General features: G+C 40.6%; 17 protein-coding genes. 12 read left to right on the top strand and 5 right to left on the bottom strand.

Annotated elements, in window-relative coordinates:
• The first annotated feature begins 6 nt into the window (after positions 1-6).
• The 4 genes from ppc to tpiA all read left to right on the top strand — a co-directional run bounded on the left by ppc (position 7) and on the right by tpiA (position 6,721).
• Positions 7-2,742, top strand: a complete 2,736-nt coding sequence (gene ppc, locus AC4HAN_RS02105) for a phosphoenolpyruvate carboxylase (protein WP_491090902.1) — start codon at positions 7-9, stop codon at positions 2,740-2,742.
• A gap of 224 nt (positions 2,743-2,966) precedes the next feature.
• Complete coding sequence (ftsW, locus tag AC4HAN_RS02100; protein ID WP_491090901.1) at positions 2,967-4,250, top strand: cell division peptidoglycan polymerase FtsW; 1,284 nt, start codon at positions 2,967-2,969, stop codon at positions 4,248-4,250.
• Positions 4,251-4,548: 298 nt separating this feature from the next.
• Complete coding sequence (gene tuf / locus AC4HAN_RS02095) at positions 4,549-5,745, top strand: elongation factor Tu (protein WP_027976424.1); 1,197 nt, start codon at positions 4,549-4,551, stop codon at positions 5,743-5,745.
• A 217-nt stretch (positions 5,746-5,962) separates the two neighbouring features.
• The gene (tpiA, locus tag AC4HAN_RS02090) at positions 5,963-6,721 is read left to right on the top strand and encodes a triose-phosphate isomerase (protein ID WP_027976423.1); all 759 of its coding nucleotides are present in this window, start codon (positions 5,963-5,965) and stop codon (positions 6,719-6,721) included.
• A 150-nt stretch (positions 6,722-6,871) separates the two neighbouring features.
• Here the strand turns inward: tpiA and AC4HAN_RS02085 are convergent, their stop codons facing one another.
• The 4 genes from AC4HAN_RS02085 to AC4HAN_RS02070 form a co-directional block, all read right to left on the bottom strand.
• The gene (locus tag AC4HAN_RS02085; RefSeq protein WP_491090900.1) at positions 6,872-8,104 is read right to left on the bottom strand and encodes an aminoacyltransferase; all 1,233 of its coding nucleotides are present in this window, start codon (positions 8,102-8,104) and stop codon (positions 6,872-6,874) included.
• On the bottom strand, positions 8,104-9,318 hold the full coding sequence (locus AC4HAN_RS02080) for an aminoacyltransferase (protein WP_491090898.1): 1,215 nt from the start codon (positions 9,316-9,318) through the stop codon (positions 8,104-8,106). Before AC4HAN_RS02080 ends, AC4HAN_RS02085 begins: the two co-directional genes overlap by 1 nt.
• On the bottom strand, positions 9,318-10,127 hold the full coding sequence (gene yidA, locus AC4HAN_RS02075; protein WP_491090897.1) for a sugar-phosphatase: 810 nt from the start codon (positions 10,125-10,127) through the stop codon (positions 9,318-9,320). The genes AC4HAN_RS02080 and yidA overlap by 1 nt, the downstream gene beginning before the upstream one ends.
• Positions 10,128-10,299: 172 nt before the next feature.
• On the bottom strand, positions 10,300-11,610 hold the full coding sequence (locus AC4HAN_RS02070; RefSeq protein ID WP_491090895.1) for an HD domain-containing protein: 1,311 nt from the start codon (positions 11,608-11,610) through the stop codon (positions 10,300-10,302).
• Between the two features lie 109 nt (positions 11,611-11,719).
• On the opposite strand from AC4HAN_RS02070, the gene AC4HAN_RS02065 reads away from it, so the two are divergent.
• From AC4HAN_RS02065 to AC4HAN_RS02045, 5 genes are all read left to right on the top strand, one after another.
• Positions 11,720-12,598: a TSUP family transporter gene (locus tag AC4HAN_RS02065; protein WP_491090893.1), complete on the top strand. Its 879-nt coding sequence runs from the start codon at positions 11,720-11,722 to the stop codon at positions 12,596-12,598.
• A gap of 44 nt (positions 12,599-12,642) precedes the next feature.
• Entirely contained in the window at positions 12,643-13,035 is a 393-nt protein-coding gene (locus AC4HAN_RS02060; RefSeq protein WP_491090892.1) for a YwiB family protein, read from the top strand.
• Positions 13,036-13,557: 522 nt separating this feature from the next.
• Positions 13,558-14,466, top strand: coding sequence for a 4-hydroxy-tetrahydrodipicolinate synthase (gene dapA / locus AC4HAN_RS02055; RefSeq protein ID WP_491090891.1), 909 nt, complete (start codon positions 13,558-13,560; stop codon positions 14,464-14,466).
• Positions 14,467-14,493: 27 nt separating this feature from the next.
• Positions 14,494-15,771 carry an SLC13 family permease gene (locus AC4HAN_RS02050; protein ID WP_491090889.1) on the top strand — a complete coding sequence of 426 codons (1,278 nt, stop codon included), beginning with the start codon at positions 14,494-14,496 and terminating at the stop codon, positions 15,769-15,771.
• A gap of 18 nt (positions 15,772-15,789) precedes the next feature.
• Positions 15,790-16,137 carry a 2-dehydro-3-deoxyphosphogluconate aldolase gene (locus tag AC4HAN_RS02045; protein WP_491090888.1) on the top strand — a complete coding sequence of 116 codons (348 nt, stop codon included), beginning with the start codon at positions 15,790-15,792 and terminating at the stop codon, positions 16,135-16,137.
• A 40-nt stretch (positions 16,138-16,177) separates the two neighbouring features.
• Here AC4HAN_RS02045 and AC4HAN_RS02040 read toward each other — a convergent pair whose 3' ends face one another.
• Positions 16,178-17,968 (bottom strand): PrpR N-terminal domain-containing protein, encoded by a 1,791-nt coding sequence (locus AC4HAN_RS02040; RefSeq protein WP_491090887.1) that lies wholly within the window; start codon positions 17,966-17,968, stop codon positions 16,178-16,180.
• A gap of 163 nt (positions 17,969-18,131) precedes the next feature.
• Between AC4HAN_RS02040 and AC4HAN_RS02035 the strand changes: the two genes are divergently transcribed.
• From AC4HAN_RS02035 to pdxA, 3 genes are read left to right on the top strand one after another with little or no spacing between them, the layout of a single operon-like run.
• Positions 18,132-19,391, top strand: coding sequence for a four-carbon acid sugar kinase family protein (locus AC4HAN_RS02035; RefSeq protein WP_491090886.1), 1,260 nt, complete (start codon positions 18,132-18,134; stop codon positions 19,389-19,391).
• Positions 19,381-20,538 (top strand): iron-containing alcohol dehydrogenase, encoded by a 1,158-nt coding sequence (locus tag AC4HAN_RS02030; RefSeq protein WP_491090885.1) that lies wholly within the window; start codon positions 19,381-19,383, stop codon positions 20,536-20,538. Before AC4HAN_RS02035 ends, AC4HAN_RS02030 begins: the two co-directional genes overlap by 11 nt.
• 31 nt (positions 20,539-20,569) lie before the next feature.
• On the top strand, positions 20,570-21,598 hold the full coding sequence (pdxA, locus tag AC4HAN_RS02025) for a 4-hydroxythreonine-4-phosphate dehydrogenase PdxA (RefSeq protein WP_491090883.1): 1,029 nt from the start codon (positions 20,570-20,572) through the stop codon (positions 21,596-21,598).
• Positions 21,599-21,627: the final 29 nt, after the last annotated feature.

Here is a 21,627-nt window from a genome sequence, read left to right as displayed (position 1 = left end):
CATTTCGTGACAGTCAGTAAATTAGAGAGCAGAAATGATAAAGAGGCCATCGCCGAAGAAATCAGCATTCTTACTGAATTATTGGATGATGTTACCAAGAAAATGATCGGAAAGGATAGTTTTGATAAGATTACCCTCTTAAAAACATTATCTGCTGAAGGAAAGCATCAGGATTTAGAGCAAGCCATCAAGCAGCTCAATAATGACGAGATGGTTGTGGTTTCACGTTATTTTGCAATTTTGCCGCTTTTGATTAATATCTCTGAAGATGTTAATTTGGCTTATGAGGTCAATTATCAAAACAACAATGATATTGACTATCTTGGCAAGATATCTGCAACGATTGATCTGGTTTCTGAACAAGACAATGCTCAGGAAATTTTAGAAAATGTCAATGTCGTACCGGTTTTAACAGCCCATCCGACTCAGGTGCAGCGCAAGACCATGCTGGACTTGACCAATCGGATTCATGAGCTTTTGCGCAAGTACCGTGACACTAAGTCCGGTTCTATCAACAGGCAAAAATGGTATGATGACCTGCGCCGCTATGTTGAGCTGATTATGCAGACAGATATTATCCGCGAGAAAAAACTCAAAGTTACCAATGAAATCACCAATGTCATGGAATACTACAATTCCTCTTTGATTAAGGCGGTCACTAAGTTCAGCAGCCAATACAAGCAGCTGGCTCAGCAAAAAGGGATTGATCTGGATGGTGCAAAACCGATTACCATGGGAATGTGGATCGGCGGTGACCGTGACGGCAATCCTTACGTAACGGCTGAAACCTTAAAAATATCCGCTCTGGTTCAAAGTGAAGTCATTTTGAATTATTATATCAGCAAACTCTCAGATCTGTATCGGACCTTCTCTTTGTCTTCCAGTCTTTCTACAATCAGTGAGGCTGTCAAAGAAATGGCGGATCGTTCGGCAGATGTCTCCATTTATCGTGAAAAAGAACCTTACCGCAAAGCATTTTACTACATTCAGTCAAGACTGCAGGCAACCTTGGCTTATCTGAAAAAAGGAGATTTCTCAAAGGCTTCGCTTGATTTGGAATCTGCTGAAGAACAGCAAATTCAGCCTTATCAAACAGCTCGGGAATTTCAGGATGACTTAGAGCTCATCAAGAAATCTCTCTTGGAAAATAATGACTCTGCTTTGGTTACCGGTGATCTGACCGAAGTGATTCAGGCCGTTGATGTGTTTGGTTTCTTTTTGGCCTCCATTGATATGCGTCAGGATTCGAGTGTCCACGAAGCCTGTGTGGCAGAGCTGCTGGCTTCAGCTAACATTGTGAAGGACTACAGCAGTCTGTCTGAAGACGAAAAATGTCAGGTTTTGCTTCATCAGCTCTTAGAAGATCCTCGGATTCTTTCGGCTACTCATGTTGAAAAATCGGAGCTTCTGCAAAAAGAGTTGGCTATCTTTAAAACGGCCAGACAGCTGAAAGATGCTCTCGGTGAAGACGTCATTAAGCAGCACATCATTTCGCATACCGAAAGTATTTCCGATATGTTTGAACTGGCAGTCATGCTTAAGGAAGTCGGTCTGGTTGACACGGAAAAAGCGCGTGTTCAGATTGTTCCTCTGTTTGAAACGATTGAGGACTTGGATAATTCCCGGGACATTATGAAGCAATATCTGGATTATGCTATTGTCAAAAAATGGATTGCTGCCAATAATGGCTACCAAGAAATTATGCTTGGCTATTCTGATTCCAACAAGGACGGCGGCTACCTGTCTTCCGGCTGGACCTTGTACAAGGCGCAGAATGAACTGACAGAAATCGGTCTGGATAAGGGTGTAAAAATCACTTTCTTCCATGGCCGAGGCGGAACAGTCGGCCGCGGGGGCGGACCTTCTTATGAAGCGATTACGTCACAGCCTTTTGGCTCTATTAAGGATCGTATCCGCCTGACAGAGCAGGGTGAAGTCATCGGCAACAAGTACGGCAACAAAGATGTCGCCTATTATAACTTGGAGATGCTGGTGTCAGCAACTCTGGATCGCATCGTGACAAGGAGAATTGTTGATGCTGAAAATCTGGTCGGCTACCGTCTGATTATGGACGAAGTTGTGGCAGACAGCAATGCGATTTACCGCGACCTTGTTTTTGGCAATGAGCATTTCTATGATTATTTCTTTGCAGCCAGTCCGATTCGGGAAGTTTCCAGTTTAAATATCGGCTCACGTCCTGCAGCCCGTAAAACAATTACAGAAATCAGCGGTTTACGTGCCATTCCTTGGGTCTTCTCATGGTCGCAAAATCGGATTATGTTTCCCGGATGGTACGGTGTAGGCTCGGCTTTCAAACATTTCATTGATAAAGATGAAAAAAATCTAGCTACGCTGCAGGAAATGTATCGGTCCTGGCCGTTCTTCCATTCTCTTTTGTCTAATGTTGACATGGTTCTGTCAAAATCAAATATGAACATCGCCTTTGAGTATGCCAAACTTTGTCAGGATGAAGAAACAAAAGAAGTCTTTAATACGATTTTGGATGAATGGCAGCTGACAAAGAATATTATTTTAGCTATCGAAAATCACGAACATCTTTTGGAGGACAACAGCTATCTGCAAGCCAGTCTTGATTCCCGCCTGCCTTATTTCAATGTCTTAAACTATATTCAAATTGAATTGATTAAGCGTCAGCGCCGCGGTGAGCTGGGTGAAAATTTAGAAAATCTGATTCATATCACCATCAACGGTGTTGCGACCGGTCTGCGCAATTCCGGTTAATCAGCGCCCTGTAGCAGACAGTCAAAATTAAAATTTTACTGAAAATGAACCGCACCTCAAACGTTAGGCCTAAAAACGATTGGGGTGTTTTTTCTATGCAAGTAAGTGCCGGAGTAAAATTGCTTTGATATCTGTTAATTTTTGTTTGGCTCTCTTCTTTGTTTTAAATCCAAAAGATGGTATAATGCTAATGTTAGATTTGTAAGATATTTTGAGGAAAACGTATGAAAATTGATAAGCGGCACCTGCTGAATTATTCGATACTGCTACCCTATTTGATTTTATCAGTTTTGGGATTGATTATTGTCTATTCAACGACCAGTGCCAACTTAATTCAGAATGGCTTGAATCCCTTTCGCTCGGTTATAAACCAAGGTGTTTTTTGGATTATCAGCCTGCTCGCCATTCTTTTTATTTACCGGCTGAAATTAAATTTCTTAAAAAACAGCGGTGTTTTGACCATTGTGATGCTGATAGAAGCCATACTGCTGATTATCGCCCGTTTCTGGACTCAGGAGGTCAACGGAGCGCACGGCTGGATCATTCTGGGGCCAATCAGTTTCCAGCCGGCGGAGTATTTAAAAATCATTATGGTTTGGTTTCTGGCCTTTACCTTTGCCAGACGCCAGCAAACCATTGAAGTCTATGATTATCAGGCCTTGACTAAGCGTAAATGGCTGCCCAAACAGCTGAGTGATTTGAAAGATTGGCGCTTTTATTCTTTGGTCTTAATCTTTTTAGTGGCAGCGCAGCCGGACTTGGGAAATGCAACGATTATTGTTTTGACAGCTGTTGTGATGTATTCAGTCAGCGGTGTCGGCTACCGTTGGTTTTCGGCTCTGCTGACCGGAATTATTGCCTTATCGGCCGTTTTTTTGGGCATCATCAATATGGTTGGTGTCAAAACCATGAGCAGGGTGCCTGTTTTTGGCTATGTGGCTAAACGCTTCAGTGCCTTTTTCAATCCTTTTCAGGATGTTACCGACTCAGGGCACCAGCTGGCTAATTCCTATTATGCGATGAGCAATGGCGGCTGGTTGGGCCGCGGCTTGGGAAATTCCATTGAAAAACGCGGCTACCTGCCGGAAGCTCAGACAGACTTTGTGTTTTCTATTGTTATTGAAGAATTAGGACTGATTGGTGCCAGCTTGATTCTGGCTTTGATTTTCTTTTTGATTTTGAGAATTCTTTTGGTCGGTATCAAAGCTAAAAGTCCCTTCAATTCAATGATTGCTCTGGGTGTTGGCGGCATGATGCTCATGCAGGTCTTTGTCAATATCGGCGGTATATCCGGTCTCATTCCTTCAACGGGAGTTACCTTTCCTTTCCTGTCGCAGGGCGGAAACAGCCTCTTGGTTCTCTCTGTAGCTATCGGCTTTGTTTTAAATATTGATGCCAACGAGAAGCGAGAAGAAATTTATCGGGAAGTAGCAGAGGCTGAGCGAAATACTGATGATGTTTTTGTCGCGTCTCAGGAAGAAATCTACGAAGAGCTCTATAATGAGTGAGCTGCCGTATGAACAATTTAAACAGAGGATTGGATTTGCAATGTACAAAAACAGACCAATCCTCTTTATTTTTTGTGCACCATTGAGCAGCGGCAAAAATGTCAAGCCAGGAAAAGAAGGAGTTGCCTGTTTTTTACCTGCTTAAGGCTGATTTTAGCATTCTTCAGAAAAAAAGATAGAGACATACATATAAAATGCTTGCATTTTCAGTGTAATTTGTTAAAATAATAAGGTAAAGTTAGACTGTATTGCCTACCGTCTATCTATAAAATATATTTTATTGGAGGCTTTTCCCAAAATGGCAAAAGAAAAATACGATCGTAGTAAACCACACGTTAACATTGGTACTATCGGACACGTTGACCATGGTAAAACTACTTTGACAGCTGCAATCACAACAGTTCTTGCACGTCGTCTTCCCAGCGCAGTAAATCAACCTAAAGATTACTCATCAATCGATGCTGCTCCAGAAGAACGCGAACGCGGTATCACAATCAATACTGCACACGTTGAGTATGAAACAGCTAAACGTCACTATGCTCACATCGACGCTCCAGGACACGCGGACTATGTTAAAAACATGATCACTGGTGCCGCTCAAATGGACGGAGCTATCCTTGTAGTAGCATCTACTGACGGACCAATGCCGCAAACTCGTGAACACATCTTGCTTTCACGCCAAGTTGGTGTTAAATACCTTATCGTCTTCATGAACAAAGTTGACTTGGTTGATGATGAAGAATTGCTTGAATTGGTTGAAATGGAAATCCGTGACCTTCTTTCAGAATACGATTTCCCAGGTGATGACATTCCAGTTATCCAAGGTTCAGCTCTTAAAGCGCTTGAAGGTGATACTGAACAAGAAGATGTTATCATGAAACTTATGGATACTGTTGATGAATACATTCCAGATCCAGAACGTGATACTGATAAACCATTGCTTCTTCCAGTCGAAGACGTGTTCTCAATTACTGGACGCGGTACTGTTGCTTCAGGACGTATCGACCGTGGTACTGTTAAAGTCAATGATGAAGTTGAAATCGTTGGTATCCGTGACGAAATTCAAAAAGCTGTTGTTACTGGTGTTGAAATGTTCCGTAAACAGCTTGATGAAGGTCTTGCCGGTGATAACGTCGGTGTGCTTCTTCGTGGTATCCAACGTGATGAAATCGAACGTGGTCAAGTTCTTGCTAAACCAGGTTCAATTCATCCACATACTAAATTCAAGGGTGAAGTTTACATCCTTACTAAAGAAGAAGGCGGACGTCATACTCCATTCTTCAACAACTACCGTCCACAGTTCTACTTCCGTACAACTGACGTAACTGGTTCAATCGAATTGCCAGCAGGTACTGAAATGGTTATGCCTGGTGATAACGTTACTATCGACGTTGAATTGATCCACCCAATCGCCGTTGAACAAGGTACTACTTTCTCTATCCGTGAAGGTGGACGTACTGTTGGTTCAGGTATCGTTTCAGAAATCGAAGCTTAATCAAAAACAATTAAGTTTTCCCAGATAACAATTTAAGTCAGACAACTTATCTTGTAAAAGAGTCTCGTAGGAGACTCTTTTTTTGGTGTTCTTAATAGACAGCAACAGTCAAAATTTTATTGTCAAGAGTTTTGTAAAATACTTTCTTAATCTTTCAATCACCCTGAATTTATGGTAAAATAGACAATGTAAATAAAAAATGGAAGAGGTATGTGAAATGTCACGTAAACCAATTATTGCCGGAAACTGGAAAATGAACAAGACAGCTGCTGAAGCTCGTGAATTTGTTGATGCTGTTAAAAACAATATTCCTTCAAATGAGCTTGTTGATACCGTTGTCGGTGCACCTGCATTGTTCCTTGAAGGGATGAAAAAAGGTGTCAGAGACACTGAATTGCAAGTAGCTGCTCAAAACTGCTACTGGGAAGATTTCGGTGCTTTCACCGGTGAAACAAGTCCGGCAGCTCTTGAAGCTCTCGGTGTAGAATATGTTATCATCGGTCACTCAGAACGCCGTGAGTACTTCCATGAAACAGATGAAGAAATCAACAAAAAAGCTCATGCTATCTTCAATCATAACATGACTCCAATCCTTTGCTGCGGTGAGTCTCTCGAAACTTATGAAGCTGGTAAGACAGCTGAATGGATCGAAGGTCAAATTACAGCTGACCTTAAAGATTTGACTGCTGAGCAAGTGTCTAACTTGGTTATTGCTTACGAACCAATCTGGGCTATCGGTACTGGTAAGTCAGCTGACGCTAACATTGCTGATGAAATCTGCGGTGTTGTTCGCGCAACTGTCGAAAAACTTTACGGCAAAGAAGTAGCTGAGGCTGTTCGTATCCAATACGGCGGTTCTGTAAAACCTGAAAACGTTGCTGAATATATGGCAAAAGAAAACGTTGACGGAGCTCTTGTCGGCGGTGCATCTCTGCAGGCTGACAGTTTCCTTGCTCTTCTTGACTTTGTAAAATAAGCTTTGATTAAATTCGTTAATCTAAAAAACAGCTTCAAGGAGCTGTTTTTTTAATATAGAAAAGCGGACTTTGCACTGATGCTTTTTCTCATCAAACTTAAAAAAAATGGGGTCAAGTACACCTCTCAAGAGCGTACTTGGCTCCATTTTTTATCGTCGTAAGATTTTTTTGATCGTGTTTAAAATCTTATATTTGAGCGGTTTTGGATAGTAGCGGAAGGTGCCCATCTTGCGGACGATGGAGCCGTTGAAATTCTGCTTAAATCGCAGGACACCGTCAGAACCGTCAAAAATTCCCATAATACCTAAGAGGTTATAGCAGGTTATGCCGCGTTTAAGAGCTTCCAGCATGACATGTTCCTGCAGGAGAGCGGGCGCATAGAATTTATTGAATTCCGGGTAGGAACCTGAGAAAAGGTAGACAGCTTCTTGAGGAGTATAGACAAAGAGGCTGCCGGCTAGAATAACATCTTCATTGCCATACTTTTCAAGAAGTTCCTGAGCTTCTTTTTTGCGGGTTGTGAAGGTGTCAAATTGGCTGGAGAATTCACGCAGCTGATTTTGTTTTTTCTCGGAGTGAGGATTTTTTTCAAGGTCAGCCTTGAGTTTAGTTATTTTGGTTCCTAATTTATCTTGACTTTGCTGAAGGTGGTCAAAGTAGTCTTGAAAATTAAGGCTGGCCACCATGAATTCAGCCTGATCGCCAAAACTGTCATAGAAGTCTTGGTAGTAGCTCAGCTCCTTATCCGTGTATTCACGGCGATCAGAAGTAGCAGAGGTGATGTCTTTAAAGAGGTGCAGCTCCTCACGCTTTAATTTTCGAAGTTTGGTACCGAAAGTCTTGGCTTTTTTGACTAAGGGACGTCCTTTTTTACTAAAGGATTTGAGGAGGGTCTGTTCACTTAGACCTGATAAATCTTTGACATAATGCCAGTTGCCTTCACCGCTGGGATAGCCTGTCTGAAGTCCGTCAAAATGATAGCCAAGGTCAGTCAGCTGTGTGATGAGTTCTTTTTTCTCAGCTTCTGTTGCCTGACCGTTGCTGTCAAAACTTTGATAGGTATCATAGGGCTTGATGAGGAACTCTAAAGCGCCTCTTTCTTTGACATAATCTTTTAAATCTCGGTAAAAATCGCTCAGATGGTCATGAGCAGTGATGACAGGACCGCAGTTAATTTCAAAATAGCGGCCGCCGGTCATGGGCATGCTGTATAAAATAGCAGAGATTTCAATTTCTGCCTGCTCTTTCCAAGCAACATAGTCAATATCATAGCCTCTTTTGGCGAGAAGCTCAGCCATTTCTAGGGTCTGCATGAACGATTTTTGCTGGGCTTGTTGAATATGGTCTGCAAATTCATCTTTTGAAATGCTTTGTAAGGACATCAGTGCTTGCTCCTTCGTTTTTTGCGCAGTGTATAGGCAGCATTAGCTAATTTATAGAGAGGACTGACCGGTAAATTAAATTCACCGATAAACTCCTCAATTTCAGGTTTGAATTTTGACTTGAAACTGTACAGTCCGCCGGAGAGGTCGTTTTCGATACCGCCCATGTTCTGCCAGTCATTGCCTCTTTCAAAGGCATGCTGGGCAGTTGAAAACCAAGTGTAGATAGCTGCCTGATAGCGGCGGAAGGTTTCATCCATGCCGGCATAGACATTTTCAGAAGTACCGCCAAATTCAAGAGACAGGGTGCCGGACAGCGGAACCCTGTCCTTACCATCCTTTAATTGCTCTTTCAAGAAAGCTGTCTCATCTGCTAAACGCTCGATTTCTTTTTTGGTATTTTCAACCTTGCCGGGCTTAACCTTGTCACCATAATTGGCTAGGGTCTGCTCAGCCTTGTTCTTTTGCTCTTCCAGCTCGTTTAGACGCTCTTTTAGATCCAGTGTTGCTAAGGTAATGTAAGACTGATTAGGATAAGTATCCAAAAGTTTTTTGTAGTAGTCAATTCCTCTGAGATGGATACTTTTGCGGTCTTCCGTTTTTTTCATAAGAAAGGCAAAGTCTTCCAAAAGGTCATAATCGCCGAACTGGATGGCAACCCCTTTATTTTTGGCCGTGCGAATAGACTGGCGGATTTTTTTAGACAGATTGCTCTCAGCAAAATCTTTGGCATAGATATTGGCCTGAAAGCGCGGCTGAATGGTCTCTCCCATATCAGCTGTCTGACCCAGCCACTCACAGCTCAGTTTTTCAAGGCTTTTGATAATGCCCTGAGCCTTAGGATTGCTGACAGGCTCTTCATCAACAGGATGATGATTCAGCAAAATAAAAGGATCAAACTTGATAAAAAGAGCCCGCTTAGTTTTAGCGTATTTTTTCAGGGAGCTTAATACAAAGCTCAGCAATGCCGTGTCCTCATAGTCCATAATCGGTCCGCGGGGGATATAAAGCATGGACATGCCCATAGGCAAAGGCTTGATGAGGATAGCAGCAGCAGCCAGCAGCTTTCCGTCTTCGTAAAAACCGATGCGTTCGCTTTTCCAGTTATCTTTAACATGGGCCCAGCTGGCACTTTGCAGCAAGTTAGTCTGCGGGCTCTCCTGAACAAAACGGTCATGTTCTTCAGCCGGGATACCGATTTTATAAGTATACATTAGTTTAGAACCCACTCTCTAAGGGCGTAGGCAACGCCGCTTTCGTTATTTGATTTGGTGATATACTTAGCTATTTTTTTAAGTTCAGGGATACCATTTTCCATAACAACGGGATTGCCCACCGCTTCAAGCATGGTGCGGTCATTTTCTTCATCACCGATTGCCATGGTCTCATCTTTGCTGAGTCCCAGTTTTTGTGCTAATTGATTGACAGCAGTTCCCTTGCTGACTTTCTTATTCATAATTTCTAAGTAAAAAGGACGTGATTTAACGATGGTATAATGTTGGTAAAAGCTGGCCGGAATCTTGGCAATGGCTGCGGCTAAAACATCAGGCTCATCAATCATCATGATTTTGACGATTTCTTTGTCAGTCATCTCTTCAGGCGTACGGTAATAGACCGGCATATTGACCAGACTGGCCTCGTGGACAGTATATTTGCCGATATTGCGGTTGGCTGTATAGATGCCTTCTTTGGTGATAGCATGCATGTGTACGCCTAATTTACGGCTGAGCAGCTCAATATCAAGATAGTCCTCATAAGCCAGAGGTTCTTTGACCAAAACCTCACCTGTAGCCGTATCCTGCACCAGACCGCCGTTAAAGGTAATAACGTAATCGCCTTGGTTTCTGAGATTGAGTTCTTCTAAAAGTCCTGTGACACCGGCGATAGGACGACCGGTAGCGATAACAATTTTGACCCCTTTTTTCTTAGCGTCCTGAATGGCTGAAAAGACCTCCGGCGTCACTTCTTGTTTGTTATTAAGCAGAGTGCCGTCAATATCAACAGCAACTAATTTAATTGACATAAGTTTTCCTAATTTCTAAATACAATTTCTACAGACTATCTTACTAAAAATCACGCTATTTGTCATGCTGATGAGAAGAATTAATCTTAAGCATGACAATAGAAAACAGACACCGCTGGCTTTATATCTGTTTAAACTGGCAGCAAAGTGTAAGGGAAGCGAAATCTTTCGGCTAGTTTGGTCTGTCAGGTATGGTCAGGTGCTTGTTTTTAATATAGCCGGCAAAGGTTTCTTTGGCTTCAGCAAACAAATCATCTTTGATTAGCATCTCTTTTGGGAAATAGAAGCGCCGATCACCGTGTATTGTTCCGGACAGGGTACGAACAAGCGGAGACAGCGTCGACAGTTCGGCAATGGATCCGTCTTCCTGCAGCATTTCAATTTGGGTCCGCGGATTTTTGACATCCGGCTTGTAAACATCATAAGGCAGATCAAAATTAAGGTGGACGGCAGTGTAGTAATCGGGATCAAAACCAAGTGAGCGGACAATGTCTCTCAGTTTATCCAGTTCAGACAGCTTGTCCTCATCAAAAGTAATGGATTTGAAAACCTTACGATTAACAAAGCGGCTGGCCAGATCGGCCAGGATCTTATCACCGCTGTTCATCCAGGTCTGAAAATAGGTGTTCATAACGCCGTCATCCAAACTGAGATAGTCTTCCAAAGTAACAGCATTTTCAAAAAAAGGAACGAGATGAGGCGATGTGATGGCAAAGAATTCTTTTTCTCCCGGATAGAGATATTTAGCGCGCTTGAGGAGATTTTGCAGCAGCACCTCCATAGCCCGGCTGGCCGGATGAAAGTAAACCTGCATATACATTTGGTAGCGGCTGATAATGTAATCTTCGACAGCATGCATGCCGTCTCTGGAAAAGGCAATTCCGTTTTCCATCGGGCGGATAACCCGCAGGATTCGGGTCAAATCAAAGGCTCCGTAACTGGCACCGGTAAAATAAGAATCCCGCAGCAAATAGTCCATTCGGTCAACATCAATTTGACTGGAAATCAGCTGCTCGACCTGTTTATTGGGATAGGTATGATTGATAACACTGGCCACCTTATCAGGAAAATCAAAGGAAACACTCCGCAGGATACGGTTGATTTCTGTTTCCGGACTCAATATGATTTGCTGGGTAATGGCTTCGTGATCGGTATCGAAAAGTCTTTCAAAGGTATGCGAATAAGCTCCGTGACCGATATCATGAAGAAGAGCAGCGGTCATAGTCAAGAGCGATTCATCCTTATTCCAGGTTTCAGGATATTTCTTGTCAAAGATGTTTGTGACGCGTCTGGCCAGATAATAAACCCCCAGACAATGCGAAAAACGGCTGTGTTCGGCACCGTGGAAAGTAAAGCTGGATGATCCGAGCTGTTTGATGCGGCGCAGCCGTTGAAATTCTTTGCTGTTGATAAGGTCGTAAATAACCTCGTCTTCAACAGGAATATAATTATGAACAGGATCGCGAAATACTTTTTCATTCATACTTCCATTATAACAAAAATTGTTTAGAATGCCTGTTTTCTGGGTATCAGCAGCAGAAAAAATTTCTTTTTGTATTTACGGATTTCTCAATTTGCATTATAATGAATGAATGACAAACAATTTAATACTGCATGTCATTCAGCTGCTCCTGTTTACCCTGATTATCGGGATTATGGGAACTATTTTATTACATGCCAAAAAACATCGAATTAATTTAAAAGAAAAATTTTTAACAGGCTTTTGGATTGGCTATCTGACTGATCTTCTTGATACTTTGGGAATCGGTACCTTTGCTACGACAACAACTCTGTTTAAGGCAACAAAATTAGTCGAAGACGACCGACAAATACCAGCCACCATGTCAACGGCCCATGTGATCCCTGTTTTGGTAGAGGCGCTTTGTTTTGTAACGATTGTCAAGGTCGATATTACAACGTTGGTCTGTATGGCCGCAGCTTCTTTTACCGGCGCTTTTGTTGGCAGCCGTATTACCAAAAACTGGAATACCCGGCAGGTACAGCGCGTCTTGGGGATTTTGCTGATTATTGCGGCTTTAGTGATGGTCTACCGGATGCTGACCAATCCGGGAGCCGGCATTTCATCTGATGTCCGCGGGTTAAAGGGCATCTGGCTCTTGGTAGGAGTAATCTTTGATTTTATCATTGGGATGCTGATGACTATGGGACTTGGCAACTATGCGCCCGAGCTGATTTTCTTTTCTTTAATGGGAATCAATCCTTCCATTGCTCTGCCGGTTATGATGCTGGATGCAGCAATGATTCTGACTGCCAGTTCCTTAGAATTTATCAAATCTGACCGTGTGCATTGGCCGGGGACAATGGGGATTATTATAGGGGGGATTCTCGGTGTTTTGACCGCAGCCTTTTTCCTCAGCAGCTTAGATATCAATAACCTTAAGGTTCTGGTTATTTTCATTGCTTTTTTCACTGGAGGAACCCTGCTGCGCTCTTCTCTTATCAAAAGATAAGATGAAAAAAAACAGTGAAATGAGATGTAATGATAGGAGACAGTATGCAGCTTTATTTGCGAAATGAGATTGATTTGGACGGTGAGACTGACATCATTGAAGAATCTTATCCTGTTGATGTGACAGAAAAAAACGGCTTTCATTACCTGATATTTGTCAATGAAGAAGACGAGAAAGTCATTATCAAGTGCAGCCATGAAGAACTTGTCATGACCCGTTTTTCAACTCCCAAAACCATCATGCGATTTCACAAGAATCAACGGGCCTTAGTCAGCCTGCCTACCCCTGCAGGCCTTCAGCACTTTATCACAGAAACCAGCTTATTTAGAATGGACCAAACTCAACAGTCTATCCGGATTGACTATGTATTGAAAGCTCCAGACCCAGAGTCACAGACCATCTTTGCAGACTATCGCCTAGAATTGAAATGGTCATAGGAAATGATAATAACTTATTGTAAAGTGAAATACTGTTTTTAAAATATAAGCCTGCAAATTTTCTTATGAAGCTTGATGGGCAACAAACAGACTAAACAATTATATAAAAATGAAAAAAACGAATGATAGCAACCTGCAGTGGCCTTAGTTGCAGAACTCATTCGTTTTTTTGATTCTATTTTGTATTATTCAGAAAGAAATATCGCTACTTCAGTTACTCAGCTATAAGATGCTGACTGAAAATAATTTAAAGATCTAGGAAGGTCAGAGAGGCATTGATTTCATTTTAGAGAGAATCCCTCATTCATATCATGATGTAATAAAGTTAAGGACATTAGGAATGCAAAAACGTTTCAAAAAGGAACTAAAAGCAAAGAATGGAATAAATGACTGAACTTTATTTTATAATGTTTCATTTTGTTTCGTATTTCCTTGCAAAAATCTTCTAAACTGCTACCAAAATAGTATAATTATGGTTGTCAAAAACAAGAAATCCCCTTTTGGGGTAAAGGAGAGTTACACATGAACAATATTGAGCTAAAAGGAATCATTACTCCTATTTTAACTCCAATGCGAGATGACGAGTCGGTAAATTTAGATGAACTGCGAAATCAAATTGAACGTCTCATTGAAGGAGGTGTGCACGGCATTTTTCCGTTTGGAACAAATGGAGAAGGATACATTTTAAGCTATGAAGAAAAGATCGAAGTTCTGAAAACGACTATTGAACAAGTTAAAGGAAGAGTTCCTGTTTATGCTGGTACAGGATGTATCTCTACTAAAGAAACAATCCAGTTAAGTAAAGCCGCACAGGAATTGGGAGCAGATGTTTTATCTATTATCACACCAAGTTTTGCTCTTGCTTCACAAAAGGAACTGTATGATCACTATATAGCGGTTGCAAAAGAAGTTGACTTACCAATTGTTTTATATAACATTCCAGCGAGGACAGGGAATAAACTCCTGCCTGAAACAGTTGAAAAATTGGCACGAGATGTTGATAATATCATTGGTGCAAAGGATTCAAGCGGTGATTGGGAGAATCTCAAAGAATATATCCACAGGACGAAAAATTTAGATAAAAAGTTCTTTGTGCTATCTGGAAATGATGCTTTGATTTTGCCAGCTTTAAAAGAAGGCGGAACAGGAGGAATTGCAGGCTGTTCAAATGTCTATCCTCATGTTCTTTCATCAATTTACAATCTTTTCCAAGAAGGGAAACTTGAAGAAGCTCAACAAGCTCAGGACTCTATTGCTGATTTTAGAGCTGTTTTCAAATATGGAAATCCAAATACGGTAGTAAAAACAGCTGTAAAATTATTAGGTTATCCTGTTGGCGACTGCCGCCGTCCATTCAATTATTTACCCGAAGAAGGAATAGCTGCTTTGAAGACTGTTTTAGCAGCTAATAAAGAAAAAGGAATGAATTAATCCAAGAGTAAATAAAGGAGGATAATTATGACAAGTCAGATGATTATTGTGTTAGCAATTACTGTCTTTATGATTATTTTAATTATGAGAGACAAATTGCCTTTTGGAGCTCCGCCGCTTATCGCTTTGCTTCTTTTGGTTGTGACAGGGATAACTGATATTAAGGGGGCTTTTGCAGGATTTGCCAATTCAACAATCATGATGCTTGCTGCTTTTATGGCCATCATTGCTGCCTTACAGAAGACGAGTTTTATTACTAAATTTAAAGCAGCGATGTTTAATATGGCTAAAAAGGGTGGCTATAAAGCTTACATCTTATTGATTGTCATTGTCATGCTGGGAACAAGTTTGTTTGGTACAGGTTCTACAGCTTATTATGTTTTAGTCATTGGGCTCTTATCTGCTTTGCCTGAAAATAAGGCACTTGCACCATCTAAGGTTTTAATGCCCGCCGGCTTTGCTGCTAATCACCCTTTGATTCCATTTAATACAGCCTTACAGTATGGAATTACTGTTGCTGTACTGCATGCTGCCGGAGCAGCTACTAACGTTAATCTGGTGAAATTTTCAATTGTTAATCTCTTCTTATCTTTAGGATTCCTTGTTTGGTCAATTCTGGCTTATAAGTTTTTACCAGAGCATCCAATTTCTAAAGGTCCTTCCGATGATGAAACAGATCAAAAAGAAGAAACGCATCTTACTAAAAAACAAGAAATAGTAACTTATTTGTCTTTTGCACTTGCTGTAATTGGGATGGTTTCACAAAGTTATGTCGGTGATGCCGGGTATGCTTTGACAGGTATTGCGGTTATCCCAATTTTCTTAGTAGGTGTTCTGGATTTTACAGAAATAAGAGATGCGATCAGCGCACCAATCATTATCATGTCAGCAGGGGTTATTGGTGTGGCAGATGCTTTAGGGGGAACCGGTCTCACAGAATTGGTTGGTAAATCTGTAGCTGGCATGCTAGGTTCTAATATCAATCCGTTTTTATTGATATTTGCATTCTGTATTTTAACAAGTTTGTTGGCCACTTTGACTGGATCCACAATTGGCACTGTGTATGTTTTTGCTCCATTGGCAATTGCAACTTGTTTAAAACTTGGATTTGATCCAACTGCAGCGGCAACAGCCATTGTTATTTCTGGCTGGTGCGGTCATTTCTTACCTGTAGATGGAATGCCGGCTCTGATTATGGGGACAGGAAAGTACACGATGATTGAATTTTGGAAATTTACTATTCCTCAGTACTTTATCCGTTTATTGGCACTTACAGCAGGAGCTTTGCTTTTGTTTCCGGTTTAATATTTTCGAGGTTTCATTATGAAAAATACATTTGAATTGGCCCACATTGGGATTAACACAGAATCTGAAGAACAAGCATTAGAACTAGCTAAATTGTTAAGTTTAATGTTTAATTTAGAACCTAGACATGGGATGAAGTCAGAATTTGCAGGCAGTTATTTTGAATGTCTTAAAAGTCCATATCTAGGACAAAACGGTCATATTGCTATGACTACTGCAGATGTAGAATCTGCTGTTGAAGAATTAAAAGAAAAAGGTTTTAATTTTTTAGATGATACGATTCAGTTAACTGAAGATGGAAAATTAAAAAATATTTATATTGATGGTGAATTTGGCGGATTTGCTATCCATATTTTAAAAAAATAAGATGGACTTCAAAAAGGTTTTAGATTATGTCCAAAACCTTCTAATTCATTTTGAGATAGCGCCAAAGTGTTGTTCGACTGATACCTAATTGTTTTGCAGTCTTTGTTTGATTTCCTTTGTTATATTCAAGAACAGTGCGTACAATATCTTGACTGTAATCAAAGAGAGTCTTTTCTTCGATAATTACTGGTTCCGCTTTTTTTGAATGATTTGAGGAAGTTAGCTGCAGATGATTTTGATGTTTGCGTTCCTCGGATAGAACTTCAATTACTGCATTTTCTAAAATATAGTAAGAATTGGCAGAAAGTATTAACTTTTTAATGACTCTCTCTAACTGATAAAAATTACCATTCCATGGGAATTCTTGGAGAGTATGCATTGCCTGAGGTTCAAAACCAATAACCTGCGTATGGCATTCAATGTTGGCTTTATTTAGTAGGAGAGTGATAATACTTGCTAATTCTGTATGGCGCTCAGACAATGAAGAGGAATAAAGGGTTGCACAGTTAAGTTCTTGCATAATTTCCTTAAAAATTAGCTTATCGGGATCTGCCTTTTTTGTTGTGTATGTAAATATAATATTTTGTCTTTGCAATAAGTTACTACTTTTTATAAGTTCTAAAAGTTTGCGTAAATCCTCCAGAGACAGTTGCTCACAATGCTGAAAAAGGATAGTGTTGCCAGAGTAAAGCAAAGGACTGTTACTGGTGTGGCTAAGATATTTCCAAAGACGCTCACCAAACAATTTACAATTTATGCTGATAAGATTTGCTGTATGGTATTGAAATTTCAAAAAACAGGAATAGGCGAGACTTGTTTTTGCCGTTCCTTCTTCTCCAAAAATCATCATGGCATTATAATGTTTTAGGAGCTGGGACATGAGAACCAGATTTTTTTCCTGAATAAAAGAAGCAAAGAGGAGTTTCTGGGATATAGTGTCCTCAATTGCTGAACGACTGCTAAATGTGACACCGAATTGTTGATGAATCAAAGGGGGAGTTACCATTTTTAATTCACAATGATAATAAGTCTGTTCATTAAGGGTTAAAATATTACTTTTGACCTGATAGGTTTGCCCTTTGTGTGTATGGTAGAGCTGTTGGTTATCCAGATGCTTTTGTTTTTTTAGAAAACGAATCAAAGTATGGGTAAGCTTTGCTGGAAGATTGGAAGAGACAGGCTTGAAGTCTTGGTCTAAGACTAGTGTTGCCAGCGCTTGCTTTGAGAGCACCTCTTGGAGTAAATTCCGCTGAGTTTCTATTTTTTGAATGTATTTAGTAAAGGTTATAGCCTGCTGATAAGCATTTTTGATACTTTCTAATCCAGAAGTAATCAAAATTGTATTTAATGACAGTCTAAGAGCTGTATGGTTGGTAATAGCATCACAAAGGACTAACTCACAGCCTTGTTCTTTGAGTTTTATCAGGGTGTCAGCTGTCTGTTCTGGATGATCAATCGTGATAATCTTGATGTTATATTGAAGAACGTCACAGATCAGGTGGGCATTTTTAGTAATACTTTCATATCCAACAATGGCTATATTTTGACTGTAATTATAAGCTAATTTGATACTGCTCAAAATGTCATAAACAGAGATTGAAACATCAATTACTGGGATATCAACAGCATCTTGAATAAGATGAGCCGTGCCTCCGCGAGAAATAACGGCGTCATAATCATCATGAGCTAATTGTATAGCTAAGTCTCTTCCTTCTTGTAAGTTTGCATTGAACACATCTATGGATAATGAATCAAATTGCTGAGCAACCAGGTTCATAGAATGATTTAATTCCTCATAGGGAGCAATACCGAGTAAGCGAATAGGTCTCATAACAACCTCCTGTTTCATTTGTAAACCATTATATAAATATTCTGAAAAAAATTCAATATTCTTTATGATGGTTCAAAAAAAGACAATTATTTTTTTTGAAACCTAGTATTTTTTTCTGACAAAGTATAAACTAGGACTATAAATAATCAAAGGAGGTGCTGCAGTGTTACAGCTGCTAATTTTGGCTGATGATTTTACAGGTGCTCTTGATACAGGAGTTCAGTTTTCAAGTCAAGGCGTCCATACGTTAGTAACAACTAATCAATCAGTAGACTATGCCAGTCTAGAAGATGAAATAGAAGTACTGGTCATCAATACCGAAAGCCGTTATCTATCCTTTGAAGATTCGTATCAGATAGTTAGCAACATTCTGTCTGATGCTAAAAATTACGGTATTCCTTATTTTTATAAAAAAGTAGATTCAGCTCTTAGAGGGAATATCAGCAGTGAGATTAAAGCACTTTTAGACCAATTTCAGGAGAAAAAAGCAGTAATGGTTCCTGCATACCCAGCTATCAAGCGAGTGGTTCGGGGCGGAAAACTGTACATTGATGAGGCGCCTGTTTCAGATAGTGTTTTTGCCAAAGACCCTTATGAACCTGTGACTGAAAGTGATATTGCCAAACGTCTCAGTCAGGAGGCTGGTATTGAAACATCACTGGTAAGCCGTCACTCATTTTTGCAAGCTCAGCAACAGTTACTTCTATTTGACAGTGAAACAGAGGAAGAGATAGAAGAAATTGCAGCTGACCTCTATCAGCAAAACCTACTGTCAGTTAGTATCGGCTGTGCAGGCTTTGCTAAGTATCTGGTTAAGCAGCTTTTTCCTAAAAAGAAAATCTTAAAGCCACAGCTTACTAAACCGCTCCTTGTTATCTGTGGCTCAGTTAACCCGATTACCAGACAGCAAATTGAGTACGCTCAGGAAAAACACCACTTGCGTATTTCTTTGAGTTCTCAGGAATTGTTGGAAGAAAATTTTTGGCAGAGCGACAGTGGTCAAGATCAGTTGAAGATTTATTTAGAAAGTATTTTGCAAAGTGATTTGGCTATTATTGAAACGCTGGGTGAAAAAACCAGCCAGGATATTGTAGCTTATGCTCGAGCACAAGGGTTAGACAGAAATGCTATTCGTTTTAAAATCGGCCGCTCTTTAGGAGAACTCACTAAGCAGCTTTTAGAAAGGGACTTAGTTCGAACATTTCTTTTCACAGGCGGAGATACACTTTATCAGTCTATGCAGGTACTGCAGATTAATCAGATCAAGCCGATATGTGAAGTTAGTGCCGGCGTCGTTTTAGCTGAACTGACTTGGAAAGGCAAAACGATTCAAGTTATAACAAAATCCGGTGGTTTTGGACATCGGGAATTATTTGAAGATATTAGCAAAATGATACAAAAGGAGGAAAACTATGTTAACTGATTACAGTTTGAAAATGCCTAAAAATGTCTTGGCTGGGGAACATGCTCTAGAAGAAATAAAGACTGTTATTCCGGCTTCCACAAAAAAAATCGTGATTTTCACAGATAAGGGAATCATCAAGGCGGGTTTAGTTAAAGTGCTTGAGGAAGTTTTGATAGATTTAGGATTTCCTTATACAATCGTATCAGACATTCCTGCTGAACCGACTTATCATCAAGTGCAGAAAGTAGTCGATCAGTTTAAGGCTGAAAATGCTGATTTTATCATTGCAATTGGCGGAGGATCGGCCATGGACTCTGCTAAACTGGCTTCTATTCTTTCAACCGACGACTATGGTGTCAAGGATTTATTGGATGATCCACTGTTGGCTAAAAAACAAGTGCTTAGTTTATTGATTCCGACAACCGCAGGAACGGGCTCTGAAGCAACTCCCAATGCTATCGTATCTGTTCCTGAGAAAAACCTTAAGGTGGGTATTGTCAATGCAGAAATGATTCCGGATTTTGTTGTTTTAGATGCTCGCTTTATTAAAAATCTGCCGGTAAAAATTGCAGCAGCTCCCAGTGTAGATGCTATGTGCCATGCGATTGAATGCTTTACATCTAAAAAACGCAACCCTTTTTCAAACTCATTTGCCTTAGAAGCGTTTGACTTGATTTTTAATAATATTGAAGAAGCGACTTTGAACCCAGATGCTATGGAGCCAAAGAAAAAGATGCTGATTGCAGCTTTCTACGCTGGTGTCGCCATTACAGCTTCTGGAACAACGGCTATCCATGCCTTGTCTTATCCATTAGGCGGTAAATACCATATTGCACACGGGGTCTCCAATGCCATTCTTTTAATGCCCGTTATGAAATTTAATGAGCCAGCTATCAAGGAATATTTGGCAGAGGCCTATGACCGTGTTGTTCATGACGGTGATAGATCTTTATCAATCGATGAAAAATCTCATTATATTATCCAAGAAATGGATCGAATTGTTGACGTTCTCCAAATTCCAAAAAGCCTGACAGAGTTTGGTGTTCCCAAAAGCGATTTGGAAGAATTGGTGGCTTCGGGTATGGAAGTTCAGCGTCTTCTGGTGAACAATATGCGCCCAGTAACAGCAGACGATGCACGTAAAATCTATCAACAAGTTTTGTAAAAAGGCAAGAAAGTGAAATAAGGAGGGACAAATGACTAAAAAAATTATTGGTATTACTATGGGAGATCCTGCCGGAATCGGACCTGAAATTTCGATTAAAACCCTTAATAAACCTGAACTCTATGAACGCTGCCATCCGCTTTTGGTTGGCGACGCATCAGTGCTCACCTATTATTTAGCCAAACATCCTGAGCTTAATTTAAAGGTTAATATTATTCAGAATGCTAAAGACGGTAAGTATGAGTATGGGACGATTGATTTGATTGATTTAGGGATAGTTGATATGGCTGATTTTGAAATTGGTCAAGTGTCAACGACAGGCGGCGATGCAGCTTTCCAATATGTCAAAAAGGTCATTGAGCTAGCTTTAGCCAAAGAAATTGATGCAACGGTGACTAATCCGCTTAATAAAGAAGCCATGAATGCAGCAGGTCACCACTATGCCGGTCATACTGAAATTTATGCTGATCTGACTGGAACTGATAAATATACCATGATGCTGGCAGACGGCAACCTTCGTGTTGTCCATGTGTCTACCCACGTGTCACTGCGTGAGGCTTGTGATCGTGCGACTAAAGAACGTGTCTTGGATGTTATCCGCATTGCTGATAAAGCTTGTAAGAATCTTGGCATTAAAGAGCCTAGAGTTGCTGTTGCAGGACTTAATCCTCATTGCGGTGAAAATGGCCTTTTTGGCCGCGAAGAAATTGAACAGATTAATCCGGCTGTTGAGGCGGCTAAGGCTGAAGGAATCAATGTAGAGGGCAGTTTGCCTGCGGACACACTTTTTTCCAAAGCTAATGGCGGTATGTATGATATTGTTGTGGCCATGTATCATGACCAAGGTCACATTCCTTTGAAACTGCTTGGTTTTGTCTACGATCAGGAAAAAGGATCTTGGCAAGCTGTTCAAGGGGTCAATATCACACTGGGCTTGCCAATTATCCGTGCATCTGTTGATCATGGAACTGCCTTTGATCAGGCTGGACACTGGACAGCAAGTGAATTGAGCTTGGAAAATGCGATTGACTATGCCATTCGCTTAGCAGAAAATTCATAATGCAGATGTAGAAAATATTTAATGCAATC

Source organism: Streptococcus sp. ELY_86 (genome assembly GCF_058314495.1).
Note: the sequence above shows the minus strand (reverse complement) of the source record. Positions and strands in the feature narration are given on the sequence as shown.